A 20,643-nucleotide genomic window follows, 5' to 3' on the forward strand; every position below is an offset into this window, starting at 1 on the left:
AACATCGCTGTTGATCGTGTCCGGGCAAAAGGCGCAGACCGCCTTTTGCCTAAGCGAAATGTTATACACTGGCCCTTGAACCTTAGCTTTTTCCTATAGCGTCATGTCACTGATCCATCGCCTGAACTCCCAATCTGCCCAGTTCGATGCCGAACTGCGCACTCTACTGGCTTACGAAGCGTCCGAGGACGAGTCCATCGAGCACGCCTGTGCTGAAATACTGCATCGTATCCAGCATGAGGGAGATGCCGCCTTACTGGATTACACCCAACGCTTTGACCGTCTCAGTGTCGAGCAAGCCAGCGCTTTGGAAATTCCAAAAGAAGAGCTGTTCACCGCGCTGGACAGCCTGCCTGCGGATCAACGCAAGGCACTGGAACAAGCTGCCGAGCGTGTGCGCCGCTATCACGAACATCAGCGCACCGAAACTTGGACTTACACAGAAGCCGACGGCACGGTGCTGGGCCAGAAAGTCACTCCCTTGGACCGTGTGGGACTGTATGTTCCCGGTGGCAAGGCCGCTTACCCCTCCTCCGTTCTGATGAATGCCGTCCCCGCGAAAGTGGCCGGTGTTTCTGAACTGATCATGGTCACGCCTACACCCGATGGCGTGCGCAACCCTATCGTTTTGGCTGCTGCTGCCCTGGGCGGTGTTGACCGTGTGTTCACCATTGGTGGCGCACAAGCAGTAGGCGCGTTGGCCTACGGCACCGACACCATCCCTGCGGTGGACAAGATCGTGGGCCCCGGTAACGCTTATGTAGCCGCTGCCAAGCGCCGTGTTTTCGGCGTGGTTGGCATCGACATGATTGCCGGGCCTTCCGAAATCCTGATCATCAGTGATGGCAGTGCGCCAGCAGACTGGGTTGCCATGGACTTGTTCTCTCAGGCCGAACACGACGAGCTGGCCCAGGCCATCTTGTTGTGCCCTGACGCGGACTTCCTGGATCAGGTCGAAGCGGCCATCGAACGCCTGCTGCCCACCATGCCACGCGCGGACATCATCCGTCGCAGCCTGTCTGGCCGGGGTGCCTTGATCCACGTCCGTGATCTGGACGAGGCCTGTCGGATCAGCAACCATATCGCGCCGGAACACCTGGAAGTCTCTACCCAGAACGCCCAGGAATTGTTGAGCAAAATTCGCCATGCTGGCGCCATTTTTCTAGGCCCCTACAGTTCTGAATCGCTAGGCGATTACTGTGCCGGGCCTAACCATGTCCTGCCGACGGCACGCACAGCGCGTTTCTCGTCACCCTTGGGCGTCTACGATTTCCAGAAACGCAGCAGCATTATTCAGGTTTCAGAATCAGGCGCCCAGACACTGGGACCCATAGCCGCTACGCTGGCTCTAGGCGAGGGGCTGTACGCCCACGCTGCCAGCGCGCAATTCCGATTGAACCAATCCTGATACCGGCCTTGCCGCCGGCTCTGATATGCGTACCGCCGAGATTACCCGCAATACCAATGAAACCCGCATCCGCGTGGCTGTTAACCTGGACGGCACTGGCCGCCACTCGCTCAACAGCGGCGTGCCTTTTCTGGACCACATGCTGGACCAGATTGCCCGCCATGGTCTGATTGACCTGGACGTGCACTGTGAGGGCGATACTCACATCGACGATCACCATACCGTCGAGGACATCGGCATTGCTCTGGGCCAGGCTTTCGCCAAGGCCGTCGGCAGCAAAGCCGGTCTGCGCCGTTACGGTCATTCTTACGTACCGCTGGACGAAGCCCTGTCACGCGTTGTGATCGACTTCTCCGGCCGCCCCGGCCTGTTTTATTTTGTGCCCTTTACCCGCGCACGAATCGGCCAGTTCGATGTAGACTTGGCACGCGAGTTTTTCCAGGGTTTTGTGAATCACGCCCTGGTTTCTATGCACATCGATAACCTGCGCGGCGAAAACGCACATCACCAGTGCGAAACCGTGTTCAAAGCCTTTGGCCGAGCATTGCGTATGGCTCTGGAGCTGGACCCACGTAGTGAAGGCGTGGTGCCTTCGACCAAAGGGGTTCTGTAAACGTCCTTCGGACACACATCGTGACCACTATCGCTATTGTCGATTACGGTTCGGGCAACATCTTCTCGGTTGCCCGAGCACTCCATGCCGCCGCTCCCAGTGCGCGCATCGTTCTTGCTCAAACTCCCCAAGCCATTCTGGATGCGGACCGGGTAGTCTTACCTGGTCAGGGAGCCATGCCCGATTGCATGGCCCACCTGAACCAATCCGGTTTGCGCGACGCCTTGATGACTGCCGCCGGCACCAAACCCCTGTTGGGAATTTGCGTGGGCGAGCAAATGCTTTTTGATTCCAGCCAGGAAGGCGATGTACCCTGTCTAGGTTTGATACCCGGCCAGGTTCGACGCTTTGAAGGTCCCAACTACAAAACCAGCGAGCAATCGGCTGGGGGACTCGGGCTGAAAGTGCCCCATATTGGCTGGAATCGGGTACACCAAACCCAGGCTCATCCTTTATGGTCTGGTATTGAAGACGGCTCTTTCTTTTATTTTGTTCATAGCTACTTTGTCGATCCACAGCATATAGATCAAACTTGTGGTTCGACGCACTATGGCCAACGCTTTACCTCAGCGATAGCAAACGCTAATATTTTCGCGTTACAGTGCCATCCTGAGAAAAGTGCAGACAACGGCCTGCAACTGTTCCGGAATTTCGCCAACTGGAAGCCATGATTTTTCGAAAAGCCTCCCTAGCGTTTTCCGACTTTTTCCGATCCAGTATTTCTTACGTTTTTTACGGCTAAAGACCATGCTTTTGATTCCCGCCATCGACCTTAAAGACGGGCGTTGTGTGCGCCTTCGCCAGGGTGACCTGGACGACGCCACTATTTTCTCGGATGATCCGGCCAAAATAGCAACACAGTGGCTGGAACAAGGGGCTCGCCGCCTGCATCTGGTGGATTTGAACGGCGCCTTCGCGGGCAAGCCCAAAAACAGCGAAGCCATCAAATCCATTATTGCTGCAATCGACAACGAAATTCCCGTGCAGATCGGCGGCGGTATCCGTGACCTGGATACCATCGAGCGCTATCTGGACGCCGGTATGAGCTACGTCATCATTGGCACGGCTGCGGTAAAAAGCCCCGGCTTTTTGCAAGATGCCTGCAGCGCCTTTCCTGGCAGCATCATTGTTGGCCTGGACGCACGTGACGGCAAAATTGCGACCGACGGCTGGAGCAAGCTGACCCGCCACGATGTACTGGATCTGGCCAAGAAGTTTGAAGACTACGGCTGCGAATCCATCATCTACACCGACATTGGCCGCGACGGCATGCTAAGTGGCGTCAATATTGAAGCCACGGTCAAGCTGTCCCAGCACGTGAAGATCCCCGTTATTGCCTCGGGCGGTGTCACCAACCTGAAAGACATCGAAGAGCTGTGTGCTGTCGAGCACGAAGGCGTTGAAGGCGTCATTTTGGGTCGTAGCATTTACGAAGGCACCCTGGACTTTGCAGAGGCTCAAACCTTCGCAGACGAGTACCAGGCATGAGCCAGGACGTCGTAAACGAGTTAGCCTGCCGCATCATCCCCTGCCTGGACGTTACCGCTGGACGCGTAGTCAAGGGCGTGAACTTTGTGGATCTGGTCGATGCCGGAGACCCGGTAGAGATCGCCCGCAAGTACAACGACCAGGGCGCTGACGAACTGACCTTTCTGGACATTACGGCCACCTCGGACAACCGTGATCTGATTTTGCCCATCATCGAACAGGTGGCCAGCCAGATTTTTATCCCCCTGACGGTGGGTGGCGGTGTGCGTGAAGTGGCTGACATTCAGCGCCTGCTCAATGCCGGTGCCGATAAAGTGTCCATTAATAGCGCGGCCATCAGCAACCCGGATCTGGTGCGGGCTGCCAGTGACCACCATGGCAAACAGTGCATGGTCGTGGCCATTGACGCACGCCGCGTCAGCGCCGAAAACGAAGCACCTCGCTGGGAAGTGTTTACCCACGGCGGTCGCCGCGCAACCGGTCTGGATGTGGTTGAGTGGGCTGCTCGCATGGCGGAATACGGTGCCGGCGAACTGCTGTTGACCAGCATGGACCGCGACGGCACCAAATCCGGCTTTGATCTGGAATTGACCCGTGCTGTCTCGGAAGCCGTATCCGTTCCCGTGATCGCTTCGGGCGGCGTGGGCGGATTACAGGATCTGGCTGATGGCGTGATCAAGGGTGGTGCAAGTGCCGTGCTGGCCGCCAGCATCTTCCACTATGGTCAACACACTATTGCAGAGGCCAAGGACTTCATGGCCGCGCAAGGTATTCAGGTGCGACGCTAATGGCTGACTTACCGGCCTGGCTGGCTGAAATCCGTTTTGATGAACAAGGGCTGATTCCTGCCATTGCGCAGGATCAGGCCAGTGGCAAAATCCTGATGGTTGCCTGGATGAACCAGGAATCATTGCAAGAGACCGTCAGCACCGGCCGCGCCGTGTACTGGTCGCGTTCTCGCCAGCGCCTGTGGCGCAAGGGCGAGGAATCCGGCCATGTACAGCACGTCAGCGACTTGCGCCTGGATTGTGACGGGGACGTCATTTTGCTCAGCGTGGAGCAGATCGGCCAGATCGCCTGCCATACAGGGCGTGAAAGCTGCTTTTTCCGCCAGCTGCAAGGCCAAAGCGACGAGGCACAGTGGGTCAGTGTTGACCCCGTCCTGAAAGACCCGGAGCATATCTACAAATGAGCGATCAACCTACCGTCGAGACAATCCTCGACCACCTTGGCCGCACCCTGAAGTCCCGCTTGCCTGCCCAAGGCGGTGACCCTTCTTCGTCATACGCTGCCAAGCTGCTGGCCAAGGGGCCAGATGCCTTTCTGAAAAAGATTGGCGAAGAGGCCACCGAGCTGGTGATGGCCGCCAAAGACCAAGAGCGCGAACGCATTGTCTACGAGACAGCCGACTTGTGGTTTCACAGCCTGATCGCCCTGACCTACTACGGTCTGGAGCCCCGGGATGTACTGACAGAATTGCTGCGCCGCGAAGGCACATCAGGCCTGGAAGAAAAAGCTTCGCGGCCTAAGGATCAAGTGTAATCCTGTCATCTAGTCGCGCTACACTGTCTTGATACCTAGAATTTTGGCACTCGCATGGCGGGTGCTTCGCTACCGAGGTTGCTATGAGCGAGAACTGTCTGTTTTGTAAAATTGCTGCCGATCAGATCCCGTCCAAAAAGCTCTACGAAGACGAGGACTTTCTGGCTTTTCACGACATCAACCCAGCCGCACCTATTCATGTCCTGGTAATCCCCAAGAAACACGTCGTCTCTTTGCAGGACGTCTCGGGCCAGGATAGCGAATGGTTGGGTAAAATGATGGCTTTGGTACCTTCCTTGGCCGCTAAGGCTGGTTGTCGCCCCGGCCCCGAAGGCGGTTTCCGTATTGTCATCAACAATGGTTTGGATGGCGGACAGGAAATCAACCATTTACACATGCACATCTTGGGCGGCGAGCGCCCTTGGCAACAACGCGCAGCCATGGCTGCTTAAGGGAGATACATTATGGGTAGCTTTAGCATCTGGCACTGGCTGATCGTTTTGGTCATCGTTGCCCTGGTTTTCGGCACCAAGAAACTGCGTAACATCGGCTCGGATCTGGGCGGCGCCGTCAAAGGCTTTAAAGAAGGCATGAAAGACGTCGGTGAAGAGGAAAAAACACCTGATTCCGTCAGCCAGCGCGCTGCCGATCCTCAAACGATCGACGTGCAGGCCAAGGAAAAATCCGATCGCAGCTGATCCCTTTTGTGTGAGTCTTAATGTTTGATGTCAGCTTTAGCGAACTACTCCTGATTGGAGTGGTTGCCCTGATTGTCATCGGTCCCGAACGTCTGCCTAAAGTCGCACGTACTGTCGGTCACTTGCTTGGCCGCGCTCAGCGCTACGTCAACGAGGTCAAGACCGATATACAGCGCGAAATTAATCTGGACGAAGTCAATAAACTCAAGGACCAGATGGAGGATGCTGCGCGCTCGGTGCGCAGTTCCGTTGAAGACACGGGCAAAAGTCTAAGCCAGCCTCTAACTGAAGCTCGCGACACACTGCAACAAGCGTCGGACTCTGCGCAAAAAGCCTTTTCGGCCAAAACCGATACGACTGATCCGCAACCCGACGCCCCAGCAAGCCCCACGCTTGCTGAACCTGCGACAAAGGATGCAGCCGCCCAGCCAGCGCCCGCCGCGCCAGCCAGTGACGACGCTCCCCGTCCTACGGATGCTCCCGCCCCTACCTCTAAAGGACCTACGGCATGAGCTCCGACGCGCCTCAAGAAGATACCTTTATCTCCCACCTGGTCGAACTGCGCACCCGCCTGCTGCGTGCCGTGATCGCCGTGGTGGGGATTTTCATCGTGCTGTTCACCTATCCAGGCGCTTCTGTCATTTATGACATTCTGGCGCAGCCCATGATGAGCTCCCTGCCAGAAGGCACTCGCATGATCGCCACCGGGGTGATTACCCCTTTCATGGTGCCGGTCAAAGTGACGCTGATGGCCGCTTTTGTGCTGGCTTTGCCCGTAGTCCTGTATCAAGCCTGGGCTTTTATTGCTCCTGGCTTGTACAACCACGAAAAGAAACTGGCTTTGCCGCTGATCATGACCAGCACCCTGCTGTTCATCGCCGGCATGGCGTTCTGTTATTTCGTGGTGTTTCGCACCGTCTTTCACTTTATTGCGTCTTTTGCTCCGCAATCGATTACGCCCGCACCTGATATCGAAGCCTACCTGGGCTTTGTCATGACGATGTTCCTGGCCTTTGGCATCACGTTTGAAGTGCCTATCGCGGTCATTCTTCTGGTGAAAACAGGCGTGGTAACCGTTGCCAAGCTGCGCGAAATTCGGGGTTACGTCATTGTCGGTGCCTTTGTGATTGCCGCCATTGTGACGCCACCTGATGTGGTCAGCCAGATCCTGTTAGCCGCTCCTTTATGTATTTTGTATGAGTTAGGCATCTTGGCTGCCAGTCTGATCAAAAAGCGGGAAGCAACCACCAGCGAAGGCCGCGAACTGGATTTGTAATCGCGCCAGGCTCCTGAAAAGCCTCCGGCAGGCAATAAAAATGGCTCTCTATGCTGCTCCACCTGGGGCAAGACATAAGAGCCATTTTTTTATAGACATCACATCGAGTGTTGCTGCTTCCGCCAGCAGCGCTGGCAAAATACATACCAAGGCTGGAAAGCTACCTTGCGCCAGAACGCCCTGAGCACGCCGCCCAAGCCTTGGCATGGTGACGCCTAGGACAGGGGTGTCAATCTATTTATGTGCGCACCTGCGGCCGCATACCAACCTTCACGGCGACGTCCAGTTCCTTACCATCACGCAAAACGGTCAATGTCACTGTCTGGCCGGGTTGTACGGGGCCAATCTGATTGAGCAACCCAATTGAATCCGCCACTTGCTGGCCGTTCAAACGCAGCACAATATCCCCGACCCGCAAGTGAGCCTCCGCCGCAGGACCATGCCGCTGAACGCTGGCAATAATGACACCTGCGTCGCTTTTCAACTTAAAGGACTTAATCAAATCAGGCGTAATGTCCTGAGGCTCCAGGCCCAACCAGCCACGAGTCACCTCTCCATTGCGGATGATCTCATTCATGATGGCCAGCGCCGTGGAAGCAGGAATAGCAAAGCCAATGCCCAAGGACCCGCCTGTTTCGGAATAAATAGCCGTATTGATTCCCACCAGACGTCCGTCGGCATCGACCAAGGCCCCACCCGAGTTGCCGGGATTGATCGCCGCATCTGTCTGAATGAAGTTCTCGTAAATATTGATGCCCAGACGGTTGCGCCCCAAGCCGGACACAATCCCCATCGTCGTGGTTTGTCCCACGCCAAAGGGATTTCCGATCGCCAGGACCACATCGCCTACCTGCAGTAAGTCTTGCGCCTGAGCTTGAATGACGGACACCTTGGCCAGATCCACTTTCAGGACTGCCAGATCACTTTCCGGATCTGAGCCGATCAAGCGCGCTTTGGATTGGCGGCCATCCGGCAAGGCCACCTCGATGGCATCAGCCGCCTCAATTACGTGGTAATTGGTCAGGATATAGCCCTGCTCGTGTACGATCACGCCCGAACCCAGATTGATCGTGGAACGACGGCCCATCAAATCGGGCAGTTCGCGAAACAGACGCTGCAGCTCCGGGTCTTCCAACAGCGGGGAATTGCCTTCCAAATGCTTGCTGGTGTACACATTAACGACAGCAGGCGCGGCATTGGAGACCGCTGCGGCATAGGACCGCGGGCCCTCTTGCGCGACGGGCGCGGCAATCAAGGATGGGACGGGCGCGGGCAGAACCACTGTATTAATAGAACGGACAGGTGCTTCGGGTGCTCCTACCCACTGCGGTCGCAGCGTCACCACAATAAAAAAGCCCGCCAGACAGATCGTCACCGCTTGAGCAAACACTAGCCACAATCGACGCATAGCACTCTTTCAGATAAGGATTTCCATGAATCAGGTATCAACGACCGAACTGACCAGCTGGCTCAATAGCACCCTGGATGTCACCCGCTTCAAGGACTATTGTCCCAATGGGCTTCAGGTTGAAGGCAAGCCTTACATTAGCAAGCTCGTCACAGGGGTGACCGCCTCGCTGGCCCTCATTGATGCCGCTATTGCCCGCCAGGCGGACGCTATCCTGGTACACCACGGCTGGTTCTGGAAAAACGAAAACCCATGTATTGTTGGCGCTCGAAAAACCCGCATCGAACGCGTCCTGACAAACCAGCTTAACCTCTTGGGCTATCACCTGCCGCTGGATGCTCATCCCGAATTTGGCAACAACGCCCAACTCGCTCGCCAGTTAGGTATTGAAGTGCTGCGCGATGCAAACGGCGCAGCACGAACCTGTGGTCCGGATGGGCTGGTCTGGCTGGGAGAACTGCCCAACCCAGTTTCCCTGGAAACATTCGGCCTGACAGTTTGCAATAATTTACAACGCCAGCCACTGATTGTTGGCGATTTACAACGGAAAATTCGCCGAATAGCCTGGTGCACAGGAGGGGCACAGGGCTTTATTGATAGCGCCATTGCCGAGCAAGCCGACCTTTACATCAGCGGCGAGGCCTCAGAACAAACCTTCCATAGTGCGCTGGAAAACGATATCGCCTTCATGGCTGCAGGCCACCACGCCACAGAGCGTTATGGTGCCAAGGCACTGGGTGAAGAAATCGCCCACCAGTTTGGCATCGAGGTGGAATTCATCGACCTGGACAACCCGATCTGAGGTCAAGAAAAACCAGCCCATATGACCTTGAACAAGCTTTAACCGCCACATGGCTAGACAAGCCCAGGCCATGAAAGGCTAAAATCAGGCATCCGGCGCGGGCGAGCTTGACCCCGTCGGAAGGTTTACATAAACAAAAAGGTGCCGAAAGGCACCTTAAAGCTTTGATAAGGTTACGCTTTTATTTTCTCAGCGAATCCCTGATCTCGCGCAGCAAGATCACGTCTTCAGGGGTTGGTTCGGGTACGGCTTCTTCAGCTTCGGCCTTGGCCACCGTGGCACGCATGCGATTAATCATCTTGACCATGCAAAACACCACAAATGCCAACAGGATGAAGTTGATGAAAATAGTCAGGAAGTTACCCCAGGACAAAACAACAGCGCCCGCCGAATTCAGAGCTTCCAGGGTTTGTGGGCCGGTATAGCCTTCTGGTGTACGCAAGACAGTGAACTGATTGGTAAAATCCACCTCGCCGCCCAGTATGAAACTGATGACGGGCATGACGATGTCTTTTACCAGCGAGTCGATGATCTTGCCGAACGCAGCGCCAATGATGACACCCACTGCAAGGTCCATCATGTTGCCTTTGACGGCGAACTCCCGGAATTCGTTGAGAAAACCTCGAGCCTTGTTCATATGTTCACCTTTGATGAAGTTATGCTGCGCTGGGTAAAGCGTATAATGTGCGGTTGAATAATATACCCAGGCCCAAATCCGTAAATTGTGGTACGCCCGAGTCGGGCAGGAATAAGGATACTAGAATGAGTCAGAATACGACACAGCCCGATGCCATAGGCGCGGTTGATCTCAACCTTCCGCCCGATCCTTCGCGCCGCACGTGGGTAGCCACCGCCTGTGCGTTAGGTGGTGTCGCTGGTGTGGCTACTGCTGTTCCCTTTGTCAGCTCCTTTGCCCCTTCCGAGAAGGCAAAAGCGGCCGGCGCTCCCGTGGAAGTCGATATCTCCGGTATCGCCCCCGGTCAGATGCGCACCGTTGAATGGCGTGGGAAACCCGTCTGGATTCTGCACCGCACCAAAGAACAGCTGGACAGCCTGCCCAAACTGGACAGCCAGTTGGCCGACCCTGATTCGGATCGTCCCGGTTATACCCCTGCGTACGCCAAAAACGAATACCGTTCGCGTCGCCCTGAAATCTTTATCTGTATCGGTATTTGCACCCACCTGGGTTGCTCCCCTACCCCGCATCTGGCCGCTGGCGCTGGCGCCGGCCTGCCTGGCGGTTGGGAAGGCGGCTTTCTGTGCCCTTGCCACGGCTCTACTTTCGACCTGGCCGGCCGCGTCTATAGCAACAAGCCTGCCCCAGACAACCTGGAAATCCCGCCCTACCAGTTCTCGGCTGACGGCATGATGGTTACCATCGGCGTAGACGAAGACAACAAGGCCTAAGGCGGCTGTAACCCAATACGTACTATTTAAAAAGATAAAGGAGCCGTTTCATGGCTGGCGAGAAAACCGTCGAAACGACAGGACTCTTAGGATGGATTGACAGGCGCTTCCCCCTGACATCCATGTACAAAGAGCACATGTCAGAATACTACGCGCCGAAGAACTTCAACTTCTGGTACTTTTTTGGTTCTTTGGCCCTGCTGGTTCTGGTTATCCAGATCGTGACCGGTATTTTCCTGGTCATGAACTACAAGCCCGATGCCAAGCTGGCATTCGAGTCTGTTGAATACATCATGCGTGAAGTGCCTGGTGGCTGGATCATCCGCTACATGCACTCTACTGGCGCCTCCATGTTCTTTGTGGTGGTGTACCTGCACATGCTGCGCGGCTTGTTCTACGGTTCCTACCGTAAACCTCGCGAACTGGTCTGGATCTTTGGCGTTGCCATTTTCCTCTGTCTGATGGCTGAAGCCTTCATGGGCTACCTGTTGCCATGGGGCCAGATGTCCTATTGGGGTGCCCAGGTGATTGTTAACCTGTTCTCGGCCATTCCCTTTATTGGTCCTGACCTGGCAATTTTCATCCGTGGTGACTACGTGGTGTCCGACGCCACCCTGAACCGCTTCTTTGCGCTGCACGTTATTGCTGTGCCTCTGGTTCTGCTGGGTCTGGTTGTGGCTCACTTGATCGCTCTGCACGAAGTGGGTTCCAACAACCCCGACGGCATCGAAATCAAGAACGGCCCTAAAGACGCACAAGGTCGTCCTTTGGATGGTATTCCCTTCCACCCCTACTACTCGGTTCACGACATTCTGGGTGTGGCTGGCTTCCTGATCGTTTTTGCAGCGATTGTGTTCTTTGCCCCTGAAATGGGCGGCTACTTCCTGGAGTTCAACAACTTCAGCCCTGCCGATGCACTGAAAACACCTCCGCACATTGCTCCAGTCTGGTACTTCACGCCTTTCTACTCCATGCTGCGTGCCACCACTGCCGACTTCACCTGGGTGCTGGCCGGTGCTTCCGTGCTGGGCGCTCTGGTTCTGTTCGTCAAAGGCAAACTGCCTGGTATCTGGCGCTTGGCCGTACCCGCCGTCCTGATCGCCGTCGCCGTGTTGCTGCGTGTTATCGACGCCAAGTTCTGGGGTGTGGTCGCGATGGGCGGTACAGTTGTGATCCTGTTCTTCCTGCCTTGGCTGGACAAATCGCCTGTTAAGTCGATTCGCTACCGTCCTACCTGGCACAAAGTGCTGTACGCGATTTTCATCGTCAACTTCCTGATCTTGGGTTACTTGGGTACACAGGCCCCGAACGATCTGTTCAACCTGATGAGTCAGATCGGTACGGTGATCTACCTAGCTTTCTTCCTGCTGATGCCAGTATGGAGCCGCATGGGTACGTTCAAACCCGAACCTGATCGCGTGACTTTCCGCCCTCACTAGGCCCCCAACACGAAACGGAATGACCATGATTAAGAAACTGCTTGGCGCTCTGGCCTTATCCCTGACCTGCGCGGTGGCTGGCGCCGCCGAAGGTGGATACGCCCTGGAGCGCGCGCCCAACCGCATGAATGACATGGCGGCCTTGCAAAATGGCGCAAAACTGTTTGTGAACTACTGTCTGAACTGTCATAGCGCCAACTCCATGCGCTACAACAAGCTGACAGACCTTGGCCTGACCGAAGAGGACATCAAGAAAAACTTGCTGTTCTCCTCGGACAAGGTGGGTGATCTGATGAAGATCGCCATGACCCCAGAAATGGGTACGAAGTGGTTTGGTGCTGCTCCTCCTGACCTGTCCGTGATTGCACGTGCCAAGTCCACCAACCTGGGTCCTAGCGGCGCAGACTACATCTACACCTACTTGCGTACCTTCTACCGTGACGCATCCCGCCCCACCGGCTGGGATAACCTGGTTTTCCCAAGCGTGGGTATGCCTCACGCCATGTGGGAGCGCCAAGGTGGCACGACCTTGCACCGCACCACTGTGGCTGAAGTAGCCAAAGATGACGGCAGCAAGGAATGGGTCAAGACCACGGCTACGTACGATCCAGCCGGCTTCTCCGACGTCAAGAAAGAAGTGCTGGCCAACTACACCGGCCACGCGACTGACACGGTCAAGCTGGAACCGGTCAACGCCAAAGCCGCTGCCAAGTACGACAGCGATGTGGCTGACCTGGCCAACTTCATGGACTGGATGGCTGAACCCGTTCAGTTGGAGCGCAAGAAAATCGGCGTGGGTGTGATCTTGTTCCTGCTGTTGTTCTTTGCCGTTGCATGGCGACTGAACAGCGTTTTCTGGAAAGACATCAAGTAAAACGCTATGCTAGACGGGCAGACCACCTGGTCTGCCCGGCTTTTTATTGTTAAAACCCATTGCACGGTTTTAAATTCTGAGCCGTGAGGCTCTTGTTTTTATTTCTACGACTGGAATCTCCTATCATGATGGTGCTCTACTCTGGAACGACCTGCCCATTCTCGCAACGCTGCCGTTTTGTGTTGTTTGAAAAAGGCATGGATTTCGAGATCCGCGACATCGACTTGTACAACAAGCCTGAAGACATCGCCGTCATGAACCCCTACGGACAGGTGCCTATCCTGGTAGAACGTGACCTGATCTTGTACGAATCGAACATCATCAATGAATACATTGATGAGCGCTTCCCGCATCCCCAGTTGATGCCTGCGGACCCCACCATGCGCGCTCGCACGCGTCTGTTCCTGTACAACTTTGAAAAGGAACTGTTCGTGCACGTGGCTGCCCTGGAAGACCGCCGCAACGCCGATGCCAAAGCACAAGACCTGGCCCGCCAGCAGATCCGCAACCACTTGTCGCAGTTGGCTCCCATCTTGCTCAAGAACAAGTACATGCTGGGCGAAGAGTTCTCCATGCTGGACGTGGCGATTGCTCCCCTGCTCTGGCGTCTGGACCACTACGGTATCGAACTGCCCAAGAGCGCAGCTCCCGTACAAAAGTACGCCGAGCGTGTGTTCTCCCGTCCTGCTTACATCGAAGCACTGACGCCTTCCGAAAAAGTAATGCGTCGCTAATTCATTATGCAAGAAACCTCGACCAAGCCTTATCTGCTGCGCGCGCTACACGAATGGTGTTCCGATCACGGTTACACCCCACACGTTGTGGTTACCGTAGACGCCAACACTGTCGTTCCACGCGGCCATATTCAGGATGGTCAAATCACCCTGAATATCGGGCATCTAGCCACCAACGGCCTGATCCTGGGCAACGAGTACATTGAATTCCAGGCCCGCTTTGGCGGCGTCACTGAGGACATCTTCGTACCCGTGGCGGCAGTGTCGGCTATTTACGCTCGCGAGACAGGCGCTGGTATGGGTTTTGAAGTCGTGGAGTCCGAGCCCTACCAAGAAGGTGAGGCACCAGACGCGGCTCCCGAGGCTGCACCAGAAGCACCTGCAGCCAAGAAAGACGCTGATAAGGTATCGCACCTTAAGATCGTTAAATAAGGCGCGTTCGACGCAGACAAAAATAGAGCCCCCATGGGGCTCTATTTTTTTGGGTACAAGTCCACGTTCCTGCTTAGTGGCCTGGTTTCGGATTAGGCTCTTGCTTTGGCTTCGGCTTCGGCTTCGGCTTCGGCTTCGGCTTCGGCAGCTCGTTATCACCTGCTGCCAAAGCTGTGTTTGAGAGCCTCAAGCGCCTTTAAGCCTGCACCGCCTCCGCCTGATTGCGACGGCGACCTGCCGCCACACGCCACTCCAGCAGGCTCTTGAGCATCACCGACACCATGGCGAACACAGCCAGCAAAGCTGCAGCGGTAAAGGCGGCCGCAGCCTTATTATCGTTATTGAGCTGATCCACCAGCAACGATAAGGTCAGTGTCTGATTCATGATCGTTCCCGACACCACCGACACAGCACCAAACTCACCAATCGCACGGGCATTGGTCAGCACCACGCCATACAACAACGCCCATTTGATGTCTGGTAGGGTCACATGCCAGAAGATCTGCCAACCATTGGCTCCCAGACTCAAAGCAGCAGCCTGAGCATCGGAACCCTGCGCCTGCATGATGGGAATCAAAATACGCGCCACATAGGGCGTCGTCACAAAGATGGTGACCATCAAGATACCCGGCCAAGCAAACATCAGCTGAATATCACGGGCGCTAAGCCACTGCCCCAGGGAGGACTCCACCCCGTAGACCACCAGATAGCACAGACCTGCAACCACGGGCGACACCGCATAAGGCAAGTCCACCAGCGTACTGAGCAAGCGACGGCCTCGGAACTGATAGTGCGTCAAACACCAGGCCAACAGGATGCCAAATACCATGTTCAAGGGCACGGTCAGCACTGCCACGAACAAAGTCAGCCCGATGGCATGCAACATATAGTCTTCTTGCAGATTGCCCCACAAAGCCGGCAAACCGTCGCCCAAGGCTTTAGAGAAAATCAGCAATAAAGGCACGACCAGCAGGCCCAGAACCAACAGCACTCCTAAAGCCAGAATCAGCCGGTCGGCAGCACTTTTAGGTTTTTTTCTCAAGATGCCCTCCGTTGCCAACCCAGCAAGCGGTTCTGTACTAACTGCAGCGTGAACAAGAGCAGCAAGGATGCAATCAAAATCACTGAAGCAATTGCTGCTGCTGCCGGGTAGTTGAACTCTTGCAGACGTACAAAAATCATCAGGGACGACACTTCAGTTTTGAACGGAATATTGCCGGCAATCATAATCACGGCACCGAACTCACCCAGGCTGCGGATAAAGGCTTGGGAGGCACCGGTAACCAGCGCGGGAATCAGCGGCGGAAACACCACTTTGCTGAAGGTCTGCCAAGCATTGGCACCCAGCGTGTGAGCTACTTCTTCGTACTCGGCCCCCAGCTCTTCAATCACAGGCTGCACAATTCGCACAACAAAGGGCAAGCTGGTGAAAGTCATGGCCAACACAATACCGGGGTATTGATAAGCCACTTTCCAGCCCTCTGGCAGGAACTGGCCAAACCAACCACCTGGCACAAATAGGGTGGCCAAGGTCAACCCAGCCACAGAGGTTGGCAAAGCAAAAGGCAAATCCACCAGGGCATCAATCAAGCGACGGCCGGGGAACTCAAAGCGCGTAATAATCCAGGCAATGATGAACCCCACCAAGGTGGCAATGACCGTGGAATAGAACGCTGCACTGATGGTGACCTGATAACTGCTGACGACGCGTCGGTCAGTAATGGCACGCCAATAATCAGCCAGGCTCATGTCACTGACGTACATGAACAAAGCCGATAAAGGCAGCAGCACAATAATGGACAGGTACAGGACGCTAAAGCCAAAGCTCAGCCCAAAACCTGGCATAACGGGGCGGCGCAGAAAGAAGATGGGCTTAAGCGCAGACTTCGCCCCGGAGTTCTGCGCCTCGCCCACAAGAGTACGGCTCATAAATTACTTGGCCAGCAACTGATCCAGTACTCCATTAGCCGCAAAGTGGCGGCTTTGGATCTCGGTCCAAGAACCCAATACATCGGTAGGATTGATCAGCTTCACGGGTGCGTACTTGGACTCGAACTCTTTGGCTACCGCAGGATCTGTTACGCGGTAGTTAAAGCCGGCCAGCAAGCGCTGAATTTCAGGGGTGTACTGGAACTTCAGGTATTCAGTCGCTTCCTTGCGAGTCCCTTTTTGATCCACTACACGGTCTACAACCGCAACCGGAAACTCAGCCAAAACACTGACAGGTGGCACAACCACTTCCAGCTCATTGCCCTTGAACTCGTCGCTGGCTGCAATATTGATCACTTCGGATTCAAAAGTCAGCAATACATCGCCTTGCCCGTTCTGAGCAAAGGCCACGGTAGCGCCACGGCCACCCGTAGGGAAGCTTTCTACGTTACCCAGCACCTTGCCTACGAAGTCCTTGATCTTGGCTTCATCGCCCCCGAAAGCCTCATTGGCGTAAAGCCAGGAAGCCAAATAGGTGTAGCGTGCGTTGCCTGAAGTCTTGGGGTTCGGGAACACCAGCTTCACGTCGTCACGGGCCAGATCATCCCAAGACTTGATGTTCTTGGGATTGCCTTTGCGCACCAGGAAAGCGATGGTGCTGTAGTAAGGGGAGCTGTTGTTCGGGAATTTAGTGGCCCAATCTTTGGCGACCGCACCGCGATCAGCCAGGAACTCAATATCCGTGACCTGGTTGAAGGTCACCGTGTCCACTTTCTTGCCCTGAATAATGTCCTGAGCCTGACGGGAGGTGCCAGCGAAAGACTGATCAATCTTAATGTCTTCGCCTGTTGTGGCCTTCCAATGTTCAACAAACTTGGGATTGATTGCCGCAAAGGTTTCGCGGGCCACGTCAAAAGAAGCGTTGAGCAAGGAGACCTGGGCACTGACTGCGCCACCCAGCAAAGACGACAACAACAAGGCAGAGCCAACAACAGACTTCAATTTCATGGTGTTCCCCAGAGTTCCCTGACGCGGCATCCTGTGCCCCATCACTGATGTTCGAGTGCGTGCTATCTATATAAGCGCAGCTTGGATAGATCAGATTATGGGTAGGGGAAAAGGCATTTAAAACGACATTTTCATCATGCTCTTATAACCAGAACCTATCTATCGGCTAGGGCCGTGGCACACGAACTGCAAGAATCTTTTTCTAGCGATTGCATCTTCACAAAAAACCCGGCTATAATCGTCAATTCGCCGGCTTAGCTCAGTTGGTAGAGCAGCGCACTTGTAATGCGAAGGTCGAGGGTTCAACTCCTTTAGCCGGCACCACGAATAAGAAAAACGCCAAGCTTTTAAAAGCTTGGCGTTTTTTTATCTGCCCCAAAAGCGTCTAACCCAGCGCAAATCCTTCATATTGGGGCAAATCATCCTTGATTTCATGCCATGGGGCTTTTGAGCCCACAAAGACGTGGCAAGTGGGACGCAGGCCGGGATCATCATCCAACACCCCTAGCGCCAAGCCCAACTCTTCTGGTTTTTGATCGAATTTAGTCAGGATATTTGAGCCGCAGGTGGAACAGAAACCCCGGTGCTCTCCTGGCGATGACTCATAAAACCGAACAAGCTCCTGCCCCCGCAACCAATGGAATTCCCCGGCATTCACTTTACAGCGCGCCCGAAATGCAGAGCCGTGGAATTTACGGCACATACTGCAATGGCAATACAGCAACTCTGTCACCGCACCATCCAGTTCAAAAACCACTCCTTGGCAAAGACAGCTTCCTCTCACAAGAATACTCCCGCTAGGTTTTTCCACCCTTATCTATAGTGCCTGGTCACGGATTGAGCAAGTCCTGGAGCAACAGACTTCGTGCTGCACTACGCTATCTAGCACGTAGCGACTACACATGGCATTGAACCAAGTCCTCCGGGCATGCGGCCCCTAGCAGAACCATCGTTCGCTCCAACTCCTGAGCGATCAAAGCCAAAACTTCGGATACGCCCTGCTCGCCGCCTTGAGCCAAGCCATAGGCAACCGCACGGCCCAAGAAGGCTCCGGTAGCGCCATAGGCGATGGCTTTGGCCACATCTGCACCGCGTCTGAAGCCACTATCAATAAATACCGGCATCTGCGTTTTAACGATATCCATGATCTGCGGCAGCACGCTAATAGTGGAGGGTGCACAGTCGAGCTGACGCCCTCCGTGATTGGACACGATAAGGCCATCAACGCCGTATTGCAGCGCCTGACGCGCATCTTCGGGATGCAATACGCCTTTGATCAACACGGGGCCGTCCCACTTGGAGCGCAACCAAGCTACATCGTCCCACACCAGGCTACGATCCATGCTTCGTGCCAGCAAAGCCGCTTGTGCCTGCGCCGAACTGGCCCCTTCTGCTGGCATTAGATTGACAAACTGGGGTTGGCCCGCCCGAGCCTGACGCAACAGCCAGCGAGGCTGTGATGCCATATCCAGCAACAAGCGCGGACCTGGGCGGAACGGCAATTTGAAGCCGTGACGTATATCTTTTTCTCTGTACCCGCCAACCGGCACATCTACCGTCAACACCAGGGCCTCGAAACCCACTTGGCGAGCACGATCCAGAATGGAGTTGGCCATGCCCCTGTCTTGCATGACATATAGCTGCATCCAGCATGGTCCTTCGCAGACTTCGCGCACTTGCTCCAAAGGACTATTGGATGCAGTGGACAAGATATATGGCAAGCCGGCTTTACCTGCAGCACGGGCTGCCAGCACATCCCCATGAGGCCGAACCACATCAATCAGGCCAACCGGCGCAACCCCAAAGGGAGCGGACCAGCGCCGTCCGAAGACATCGATAGCGGTATTAACCGCCGAGGTGTCGCGCAAGCTACGTGGAGACAAGGTCAGGGCCTGTAGATCAGCCCTGTTACGGGCCAGACATAACTCGTCTTCTGCACCACCGGCCACATAGTCATAGACAAAGCGGGGCAAGCAGCGCTGCGCAGCCGTCTGGTAATCCTCGATATTGAGTCGCATGATGCGAGTGTTCTCCACCTGATGCCGGATTATTAATCCGATTCAATCTAATTGTTTAAGCATCAAGTATATGGCTGAATACAGCCGTGTCAAAGGTCTGCTGCACGAGCTCAAGACAATGTTTGGACCATACTGGCAGAAACCCTCACTCAGATAATCTGAGCGGTCCCACTTTACGTAGCAAAGCAGCAGCCAAGCCACGAAAACTACCGCTCTGCCCTGCTAAAGCAGCGGCTCACGTGATTCGCGTCAGCCACTGCTTTCTTCTCATTAAGGCTTATAGCTCGACTGGCGTGACAAGACGCCCTTCCGACAGAAAGCTCTCCACATTGCTCAACACCAGCTCGCACATGGCTGCTCGGGTTTCACGGGTTGCGCTACCCACGTGCGGCAGCACCACGACCCGTTCGTTGCTCAGCAATGAGGCAGGCACCTCTGGTTCATTTTCAAACACATCCAGCCCGGCACCGCCCAATTGGCCGTTTTCCAATGCAGCAACCAGCGCTTTCTCATCCACGACCGAACCCCGGGCAACGTTGACGAGGTAGCCCTGAGGCCCCAATGCTTTCAGAACCTCAGCCGAGACCAGATGGAAGGTTTCAGGACTTCCCGGACACGCGACGATAAGAAAATCACACCATTGGGCCAAAGCCATCAGCGAGGGCTCATGTTGCCAGGACAGCTCGGGTTTGGCCGTGCGCGTGTGGTAACGGATCTCCATATCAAAGCCGCTAGCGCGCCGCGCAATGACTTGGCCGACTCTGCCCATACCCAACATGCCCAGGCGCTTGCCGCTGACCCGTGTGCTTGGCATCGTCGGGCCGACCCGAGGCCAGTCCCCACGTCTGACGTGGCGGTCGGAGGCGGAGATACCGCGCACCACATCAATTAACAATCCCATAGCCAAATCGGCCACGCAATCGTTAAGCACATCCGGCGTATTGCTCAGCACCACGCCGCGCGCCCGGACGGCCTCCAGGTCGATGGCATCGTAGCCTACGCCCAGGCTGCAAATAGCCTTTAGATTAGGCAGCGCATCAATCAGCGCCTTGTCCGCGCCTTGCGTCCCGGTGGTGATCAGTACGGTGAACTCGCCACCACGTTCGCGCAAGAAAGCCGCTTGGTCCGGCGCATCGCTCAGGGTCTCGACCGAGCCCAAGGCAGGCAGCTTGCCTGCCAGAGGAGGCGGCAAGGGGCAGGCTTGAAGGATTTTATGGGTCATGGTCATGCCTTGCTCGTAAAGATGTCGAAATCGACTTGTTTAAGCAGCGCATTGCTCTGGCGCACAACGTGGCCTGCGGCAGAGGCTTTGCGGCGATAAGCTAACCAACGGGGATCGGCTTCCAGCGCGCTGCGACGCGCCTCCCGGTCAGCCATATCTTCGTAAGCCCATAAATGCACCACCTGATTTAGCTCGCCAACTTCCGTGGTGTAGTAACCCTGACAAGCACCCAAATGCTCAATTTGGACAGCGCGCCCTTCCGTCGCATACAGGGATAAGAAATCACGCAGCAAGCCGGTCGGGATGGTGTAGGTTCTTTGGTCGATAATCATGTTGCGAATCCTT

At 55.4% G+C, this 20,643-nt stretch carries 26 protein-coding genes and 1 tRNA gene; 18 read left to right on the plus strand and 9 right to left on the minus strand.

Translation table 11 applies throughout. From position 1 onward, the window contains the following. Nucleotides 1-103 precede the first annotated feature (103 nt). From hisD to tatC, 11 genes are all read left to right on the plus strand, one after another. Nucleotides 104-1,408 (plus strand): histidinol dehydrogenase, encoded by a 1,305-nt coding sequence (gene hisD, locus AC1RSM_RS15715; protein ID WP_492933484.1) that lies wholly within the window; start codon nucleotides 104-106, stop codon nucleotides 1,406-1,408. A gap of 25 nt (nucleotides 1,409-1,433) precedes the next feature. After that, nucleotides 1,434-2,021: an imidazoleglycerol-phosphate dehydratase HisB gene (hisB, locus tag AC1RSM_RS15720; RefSeq protein WP_492933485.1), complete on the plus strand. Its 588-nt coding sequence runs from the start codon at nucleotides 1,434-1,436 to the stop codon at nucleotides 2,019-2,021. A gap of 20 nt (nucleotides 2,022-2,041) precedes the next feature. Then, nucleotides 2,042-2,692 (plus strand): imidazole glycerol phosphate synthase subunit HisH, encoded by a 651-nt coding sequence (gene hisH / locus AC1RSM_RS15725; protein WP_492933486.1) that lies wholly within the window; start codon nucleotides 2,042-2,044, stop codon nucleotides 2,690-2,692. A 76-nt stretch (nucleotides 2,693-2,768) separates the two neighbouring features. Then, on the plus strand, nucleotides 2,769-3,509 hold the full coding sequence (gene hisA / locus AC1RSM_RS15730; RefSeq protein WP_492933488.1) for a 1-(5-phosphoribosyl)-5-[(5-phosphoribosylamino)methylideneamino]imidazole-4-carboxamide isomerase: 741 nt from the start codon (nucleotides 2,769-2,771) through the stop codon (nucleotides 3,507-3,509). Further along, entirely contained in the window at nucleotides 3,506-4,297 is a 792-nt protein-coding gene (gene hisF / locus AC1RSM_RS15735; protein ID WP_492933489.1) for an imidazole glycerol phosphate synthase subunit HisF, read from the plus strand. Before hisA ends, hisF begins: the two co-directional genes overlap by 4 nt. Further along, on the plus strand, nucleotides 4,297-4,701 hold the full coding sequence (gene hisI, locus AC1RSM_RS15740; RefSeq protein WP_492933490.1) for a phosphoribosyl-AMP cyclohydrolase: 405 nt from the start codon (nucleotides 4,297-4,299) through the stop codon (nucleotides 4,699-4,701). The genes hisF and hisI overlap by 1 nt, the downstream gene beginning before the upstream one ends. Continuing rightward, nucleotides 4,698-5,051, plus strand: a complete 354-nt coding sequence (locus AC1RSM_RS15745) for a phosphoribosyl-ATP diphosphatase (RefSeq protein WP_492933491.1) — start codon at nucleotides 4,698-4,700, stop codon at nucleotides 5,049-5,051. Before hisI ends, AC1RSM_RS15745 begins: the two co-directional genes overlap by 4 nt. An 83-nt stretch (nucleotides 5,052-5,134) precedes the next feature. Next, nucleotides 5,135-5,503: a histidine triad nucleotide-binding protein gene (locus AC1RSM_RS15750; protein WP_492933492.1), complete on the plus strand. Its 369-nt coding sequence runs from the start codon at nucleotides 5,135-5,137 to the stop codon at nucleotides 5,501-5,503. A 12-nt stretch (nucleotides 5,504-5,515) separates the two neighbouring features. Beyond that, nucleotides 5,516-5,749, plus strand: coding sequence for a Sec-independent protein translocase subunit TatA (gene tatA / locus AC1RSM_RS15755; RefSeq protein WP_492933493.1), 234 nt, complete (start codon nucleotides 5,516-5,518; stop codon nucleotides 5,747-5,749). A gap of 20 nt (nucleotides 5,750-5,769) precedes the next feature. Next, nucleotides 5,770-6,261 carry a Sec-independent protein translocase protein TatB gene (gene tatB / locus AC1RSM_RS15760; RefSeq protein ID WP_492933494.1) on the plus strand — a complete coding sequence of 164 codons (492 nt, stop codon included), beginning with the start codon at nucleotides 5,770-5,772 and terminating at the stop codon, nucleotides 6,259-6,261. Next, entirely contained in the window at nucleotides 6,258-7,025 is a 768-nt protein-coding gene (gene tatC / locus AC1RSM_RS15765) for a twin-arginine translocase subunit TatC (RefSeq protein WP_492933495.1), read from the plus strand. The genes tatB and tatC overlap by 4 nt, the downstream gene beginning before the upstream one ends. A gap of 238 nt (nucleotides 7,026-7,263) precedes the next feature. Here the strand turns inward: tatC and AC1RSM_RS15770 are convergent, their stop codons facing one another. Then, nucleotides 7,264-8,433, minus strand: a complete 1,170-nt coding sequence (locus tag AC1RSM_RS15770) for a S1C family serine protease (protein WP_492933496.1) — start codon at nucleotides 8,431-8,433, stop codon at nucleotides 7,264-7,266. 25 nt (nucleotides 8,434-8,458) lie between these two features. Between AC1RSM_RS15770 and AC1RSM_RS15775 the strand changes: the two genes are divergently transcribed. After that, nucleotides 8,459-9,235 (plus strand): Nif3-like dinuclear metal center hexameric protein, encoded by a 777-nt coding sequence (locus tag AC1RSM_RS15775; protein WP_492933497.1) that lies wholly within the window; start codon nucleotides 8,459-8,461, stop codon nucleotides 9,233-9,235. Nucleotides 9,236-9,416: 181 nt separating this feature from the next. Here the strand turns inward: AC1RSM_RS15775 and mscL are convergent, their stop codons facing one another. Continuing rightward, the gene (gene mscL, locus AC1RSM_RS15780; protein WP_492933498.1) at nucleotides 9,417-9,872 is read right to left on the minus strand and encodes a large conductance mechanosensitive channel protein MscL; all 456 of its coding nucleotides are present in this window, start codon (nucleotides 9,870-9,872) and stop codon (nucleotides 9,417-9,419) included. Nucleotides 9,873-9,997: 125 nt separating this feature from the next. On the opposite strand from mscL, the gene petA reads away from it, so the two are divergent. From petA to AC1RSM_RS15805, 5 genes are all read left to right on the plus strand, one after another. Beyond that, nucleotides 9,998-10,642 carry a ubiquinol-cytochrome c reductase iron-sulfur subunit gene (petA, locus tag AC1RSM_RS15785; RefSeq protein WP_492933499.1) on the plus strand — a complete coding sequence of 215 codons (645 nt, stop codon included), beginning with the start codon at nucleotides 9,998-10,000 and terminating at the stop codon, nucleotides 10,640-10,642. A 50-nt stretch (nucleotides 10,643-10,692) separates the two neighbouring features. Further along, the gene (locus tag AC1RSM_RS15790) at nucleotides 10,693-12,081 is read left to right on the plus strand and encodes a cytochrome b (protein ID WP_492933500.1); all 1,389 of its coding nucleotides are present in this window, start codon (nucleotides 10,693-10,695) and stop codon (nucleotides 12,079-12,081) included. 19 nt (nucleotides 12,082-12,100) lie between these two features. Further along, on the plus strand, nucleotides 12,101-12,955 hold the full coding sequence (locus AC1RSM_RS15795; RefSeq protein WP_492933501.1) for a cytochrome c1: 855 nt from the start codon (nucleotides 12,101-12,103) through the stop codon (nucleotides 12,953-12,955). 125 nt (nucleotides 12,956-13,080) lie between these two features. Continuing rightward, nucleotides 13,081-13,689, plus strand: coding sequence for a glutathione S-transferase N-terminal domain-containing protein (locus AC1RSM_RS15800; protein ID WP_042485699.1), 609 nt, complete (start codon nucleotides 13,081-13,083; stop codon nucleotides 13,687-13,689). Between the two features lie 6 nt (nucleotides 13,690-13,695). Further along, nucleotides 13,696-14,121 (plus strand): ClpXP protease specificity-enhancing factor, encoded by a 426-nt coding sequence (locus AC1RSM_RS15805; RefSeq protein WP_492933502.1) that lies wholly within the window; start codon nucleotides 13,696-13,698, stop codon nucleotides 14,119-14,121. Between the two features lie 196 nt (nucleotides 14,122-14,317). Here AC1RSM_RS15805 and cysW read toward each other — a convergent pair whose 3' ends face one another. Genes cysW through cysP form a run of 3 tightly spaced genes read right to left on the minus strand, consistent with a single transcriptional unit; the run spans nucleotide 14,318 to nucleotide 17,058 of the window. Then, on the minus strand, nucleotides 14,318-15,163 hold the full coding sequence (cysW, locus tag AC1RSM_RS15810) for a sulfate ABC transporter permease subunit CysW (protein WP_492933503.1): 846 nt from the start codon (nucleotides 15,161-15,163) through the stop codon (nucleotides 14,318-14,320). Beyond that, on the minus strand, nucleotides 15,160-16,050 hold the full coding sequence (gene cysT / locus AC1RSM_RS15815; protein ID WP_492933504.1) for a sulfate ABC transporter permease subunit CysT: 891 nt from the start codon (nucleotides 16,048-16,050) through the stop codon (nucleotides 15,160-15,162). Before cysT ends, cysW begins: the two co-directional genes overlap by 4 nt. Nucleotides 16,051-16,053: 3 nt before the next feature. After that, nucleotides 16,054-17,058 carry a thiosulfate ABC transporter substrate-binding protein CysP gene (gene cysP, locus AC1RSM_RS15820; RefSeq protein WP_492933505.1) on the minus strand — a complete coding sequence of 335 codons (1,005 nt, stop codon included), beginning with the start codon at nucleotides 17,056-17,058 and terminating at the stop codon, nucleotides 16,054-16,056. A 248-nt stretch (nucleotides 17,059-17,306) separates the two neighbouring features. On the opposite strand from cysP, the gene AC1RSM_RS15825 reads away from it, so the two are divergent. Continuing rightward, nucleotides 17,307-17,382 (plus strand) — tRNA-Thr (locus AC1RSM_RS15825). Between the two features lie 61 nt (nucleotides 17,383-17,443). On the opposite strand, the gene AC1RSM_RS15830 is transcribed toward AC1RSM_RS15825, so the two are convergent. The 4 genes from AC1RSM_RS15830 to AC1RSM_RS15845 form a co-directional block, all read right to left on the minus strand. Continuing rightward, nucleotides 17,444-17,869, minus strand: a complete 426-nt coding sequence (locus AC1RSM_RS15830) for a GFA family protein (protein ID WP_492933506.1) — start codon at nucleotides 17,867-17,869, stop codon at nucleotides 17,444-17,446. A gap of 85 nt (nucleotides 17,870-17,954) precedes the next feature. Beyond that, nucleotides 17,955-19,076, minus strand: coding sequence for an alpha-hydroxy acid oxidase (locus AC1RSM_RS15835; protein WP_492933507.1), 1,122 nt, complete (start codon nucleotides 19,074-19,076; stop codon nucleotides 17,955-17,957). A gap of 277 nt (nucleotides 19,077-19,353) precedes the next feature. Beyond that, nucleotides 19,354-20,304, minus strand: coding sequence for a 2-hydroxyacid dehydrogenase (locus AC1RSM_RS15840; protein ID WP_492933508.1), 951 nt, complete (start codon nucleotides 20,302-20,304; stop codon nucleotides 19,354-19,356). Further along, on the minus strand, nucleotides 20,301-20,630 hold the full coding sequence (locus AC1RSM_RS15845; RefSeq protein ID WP_492933510.1) for an NIPSNAP family protein: 330 nt from the start codon (nucleotides 20,628-20,630) through the stop codon (nucleotides 20,301-20,303). The genes AC1RSM_RS15840 and AC1RSM_RS15845 overlap by 4 nt, the downstream gene beginning before the upstream one ends. Between the last annotated feature and the right edge of the window lie 13 nt (nucleotides 20,631-20,643).

The sequence above is a fragment of the Alcaligenes sp. GW821-FHT11D07 genome (genome assembly GCF_058808495.1).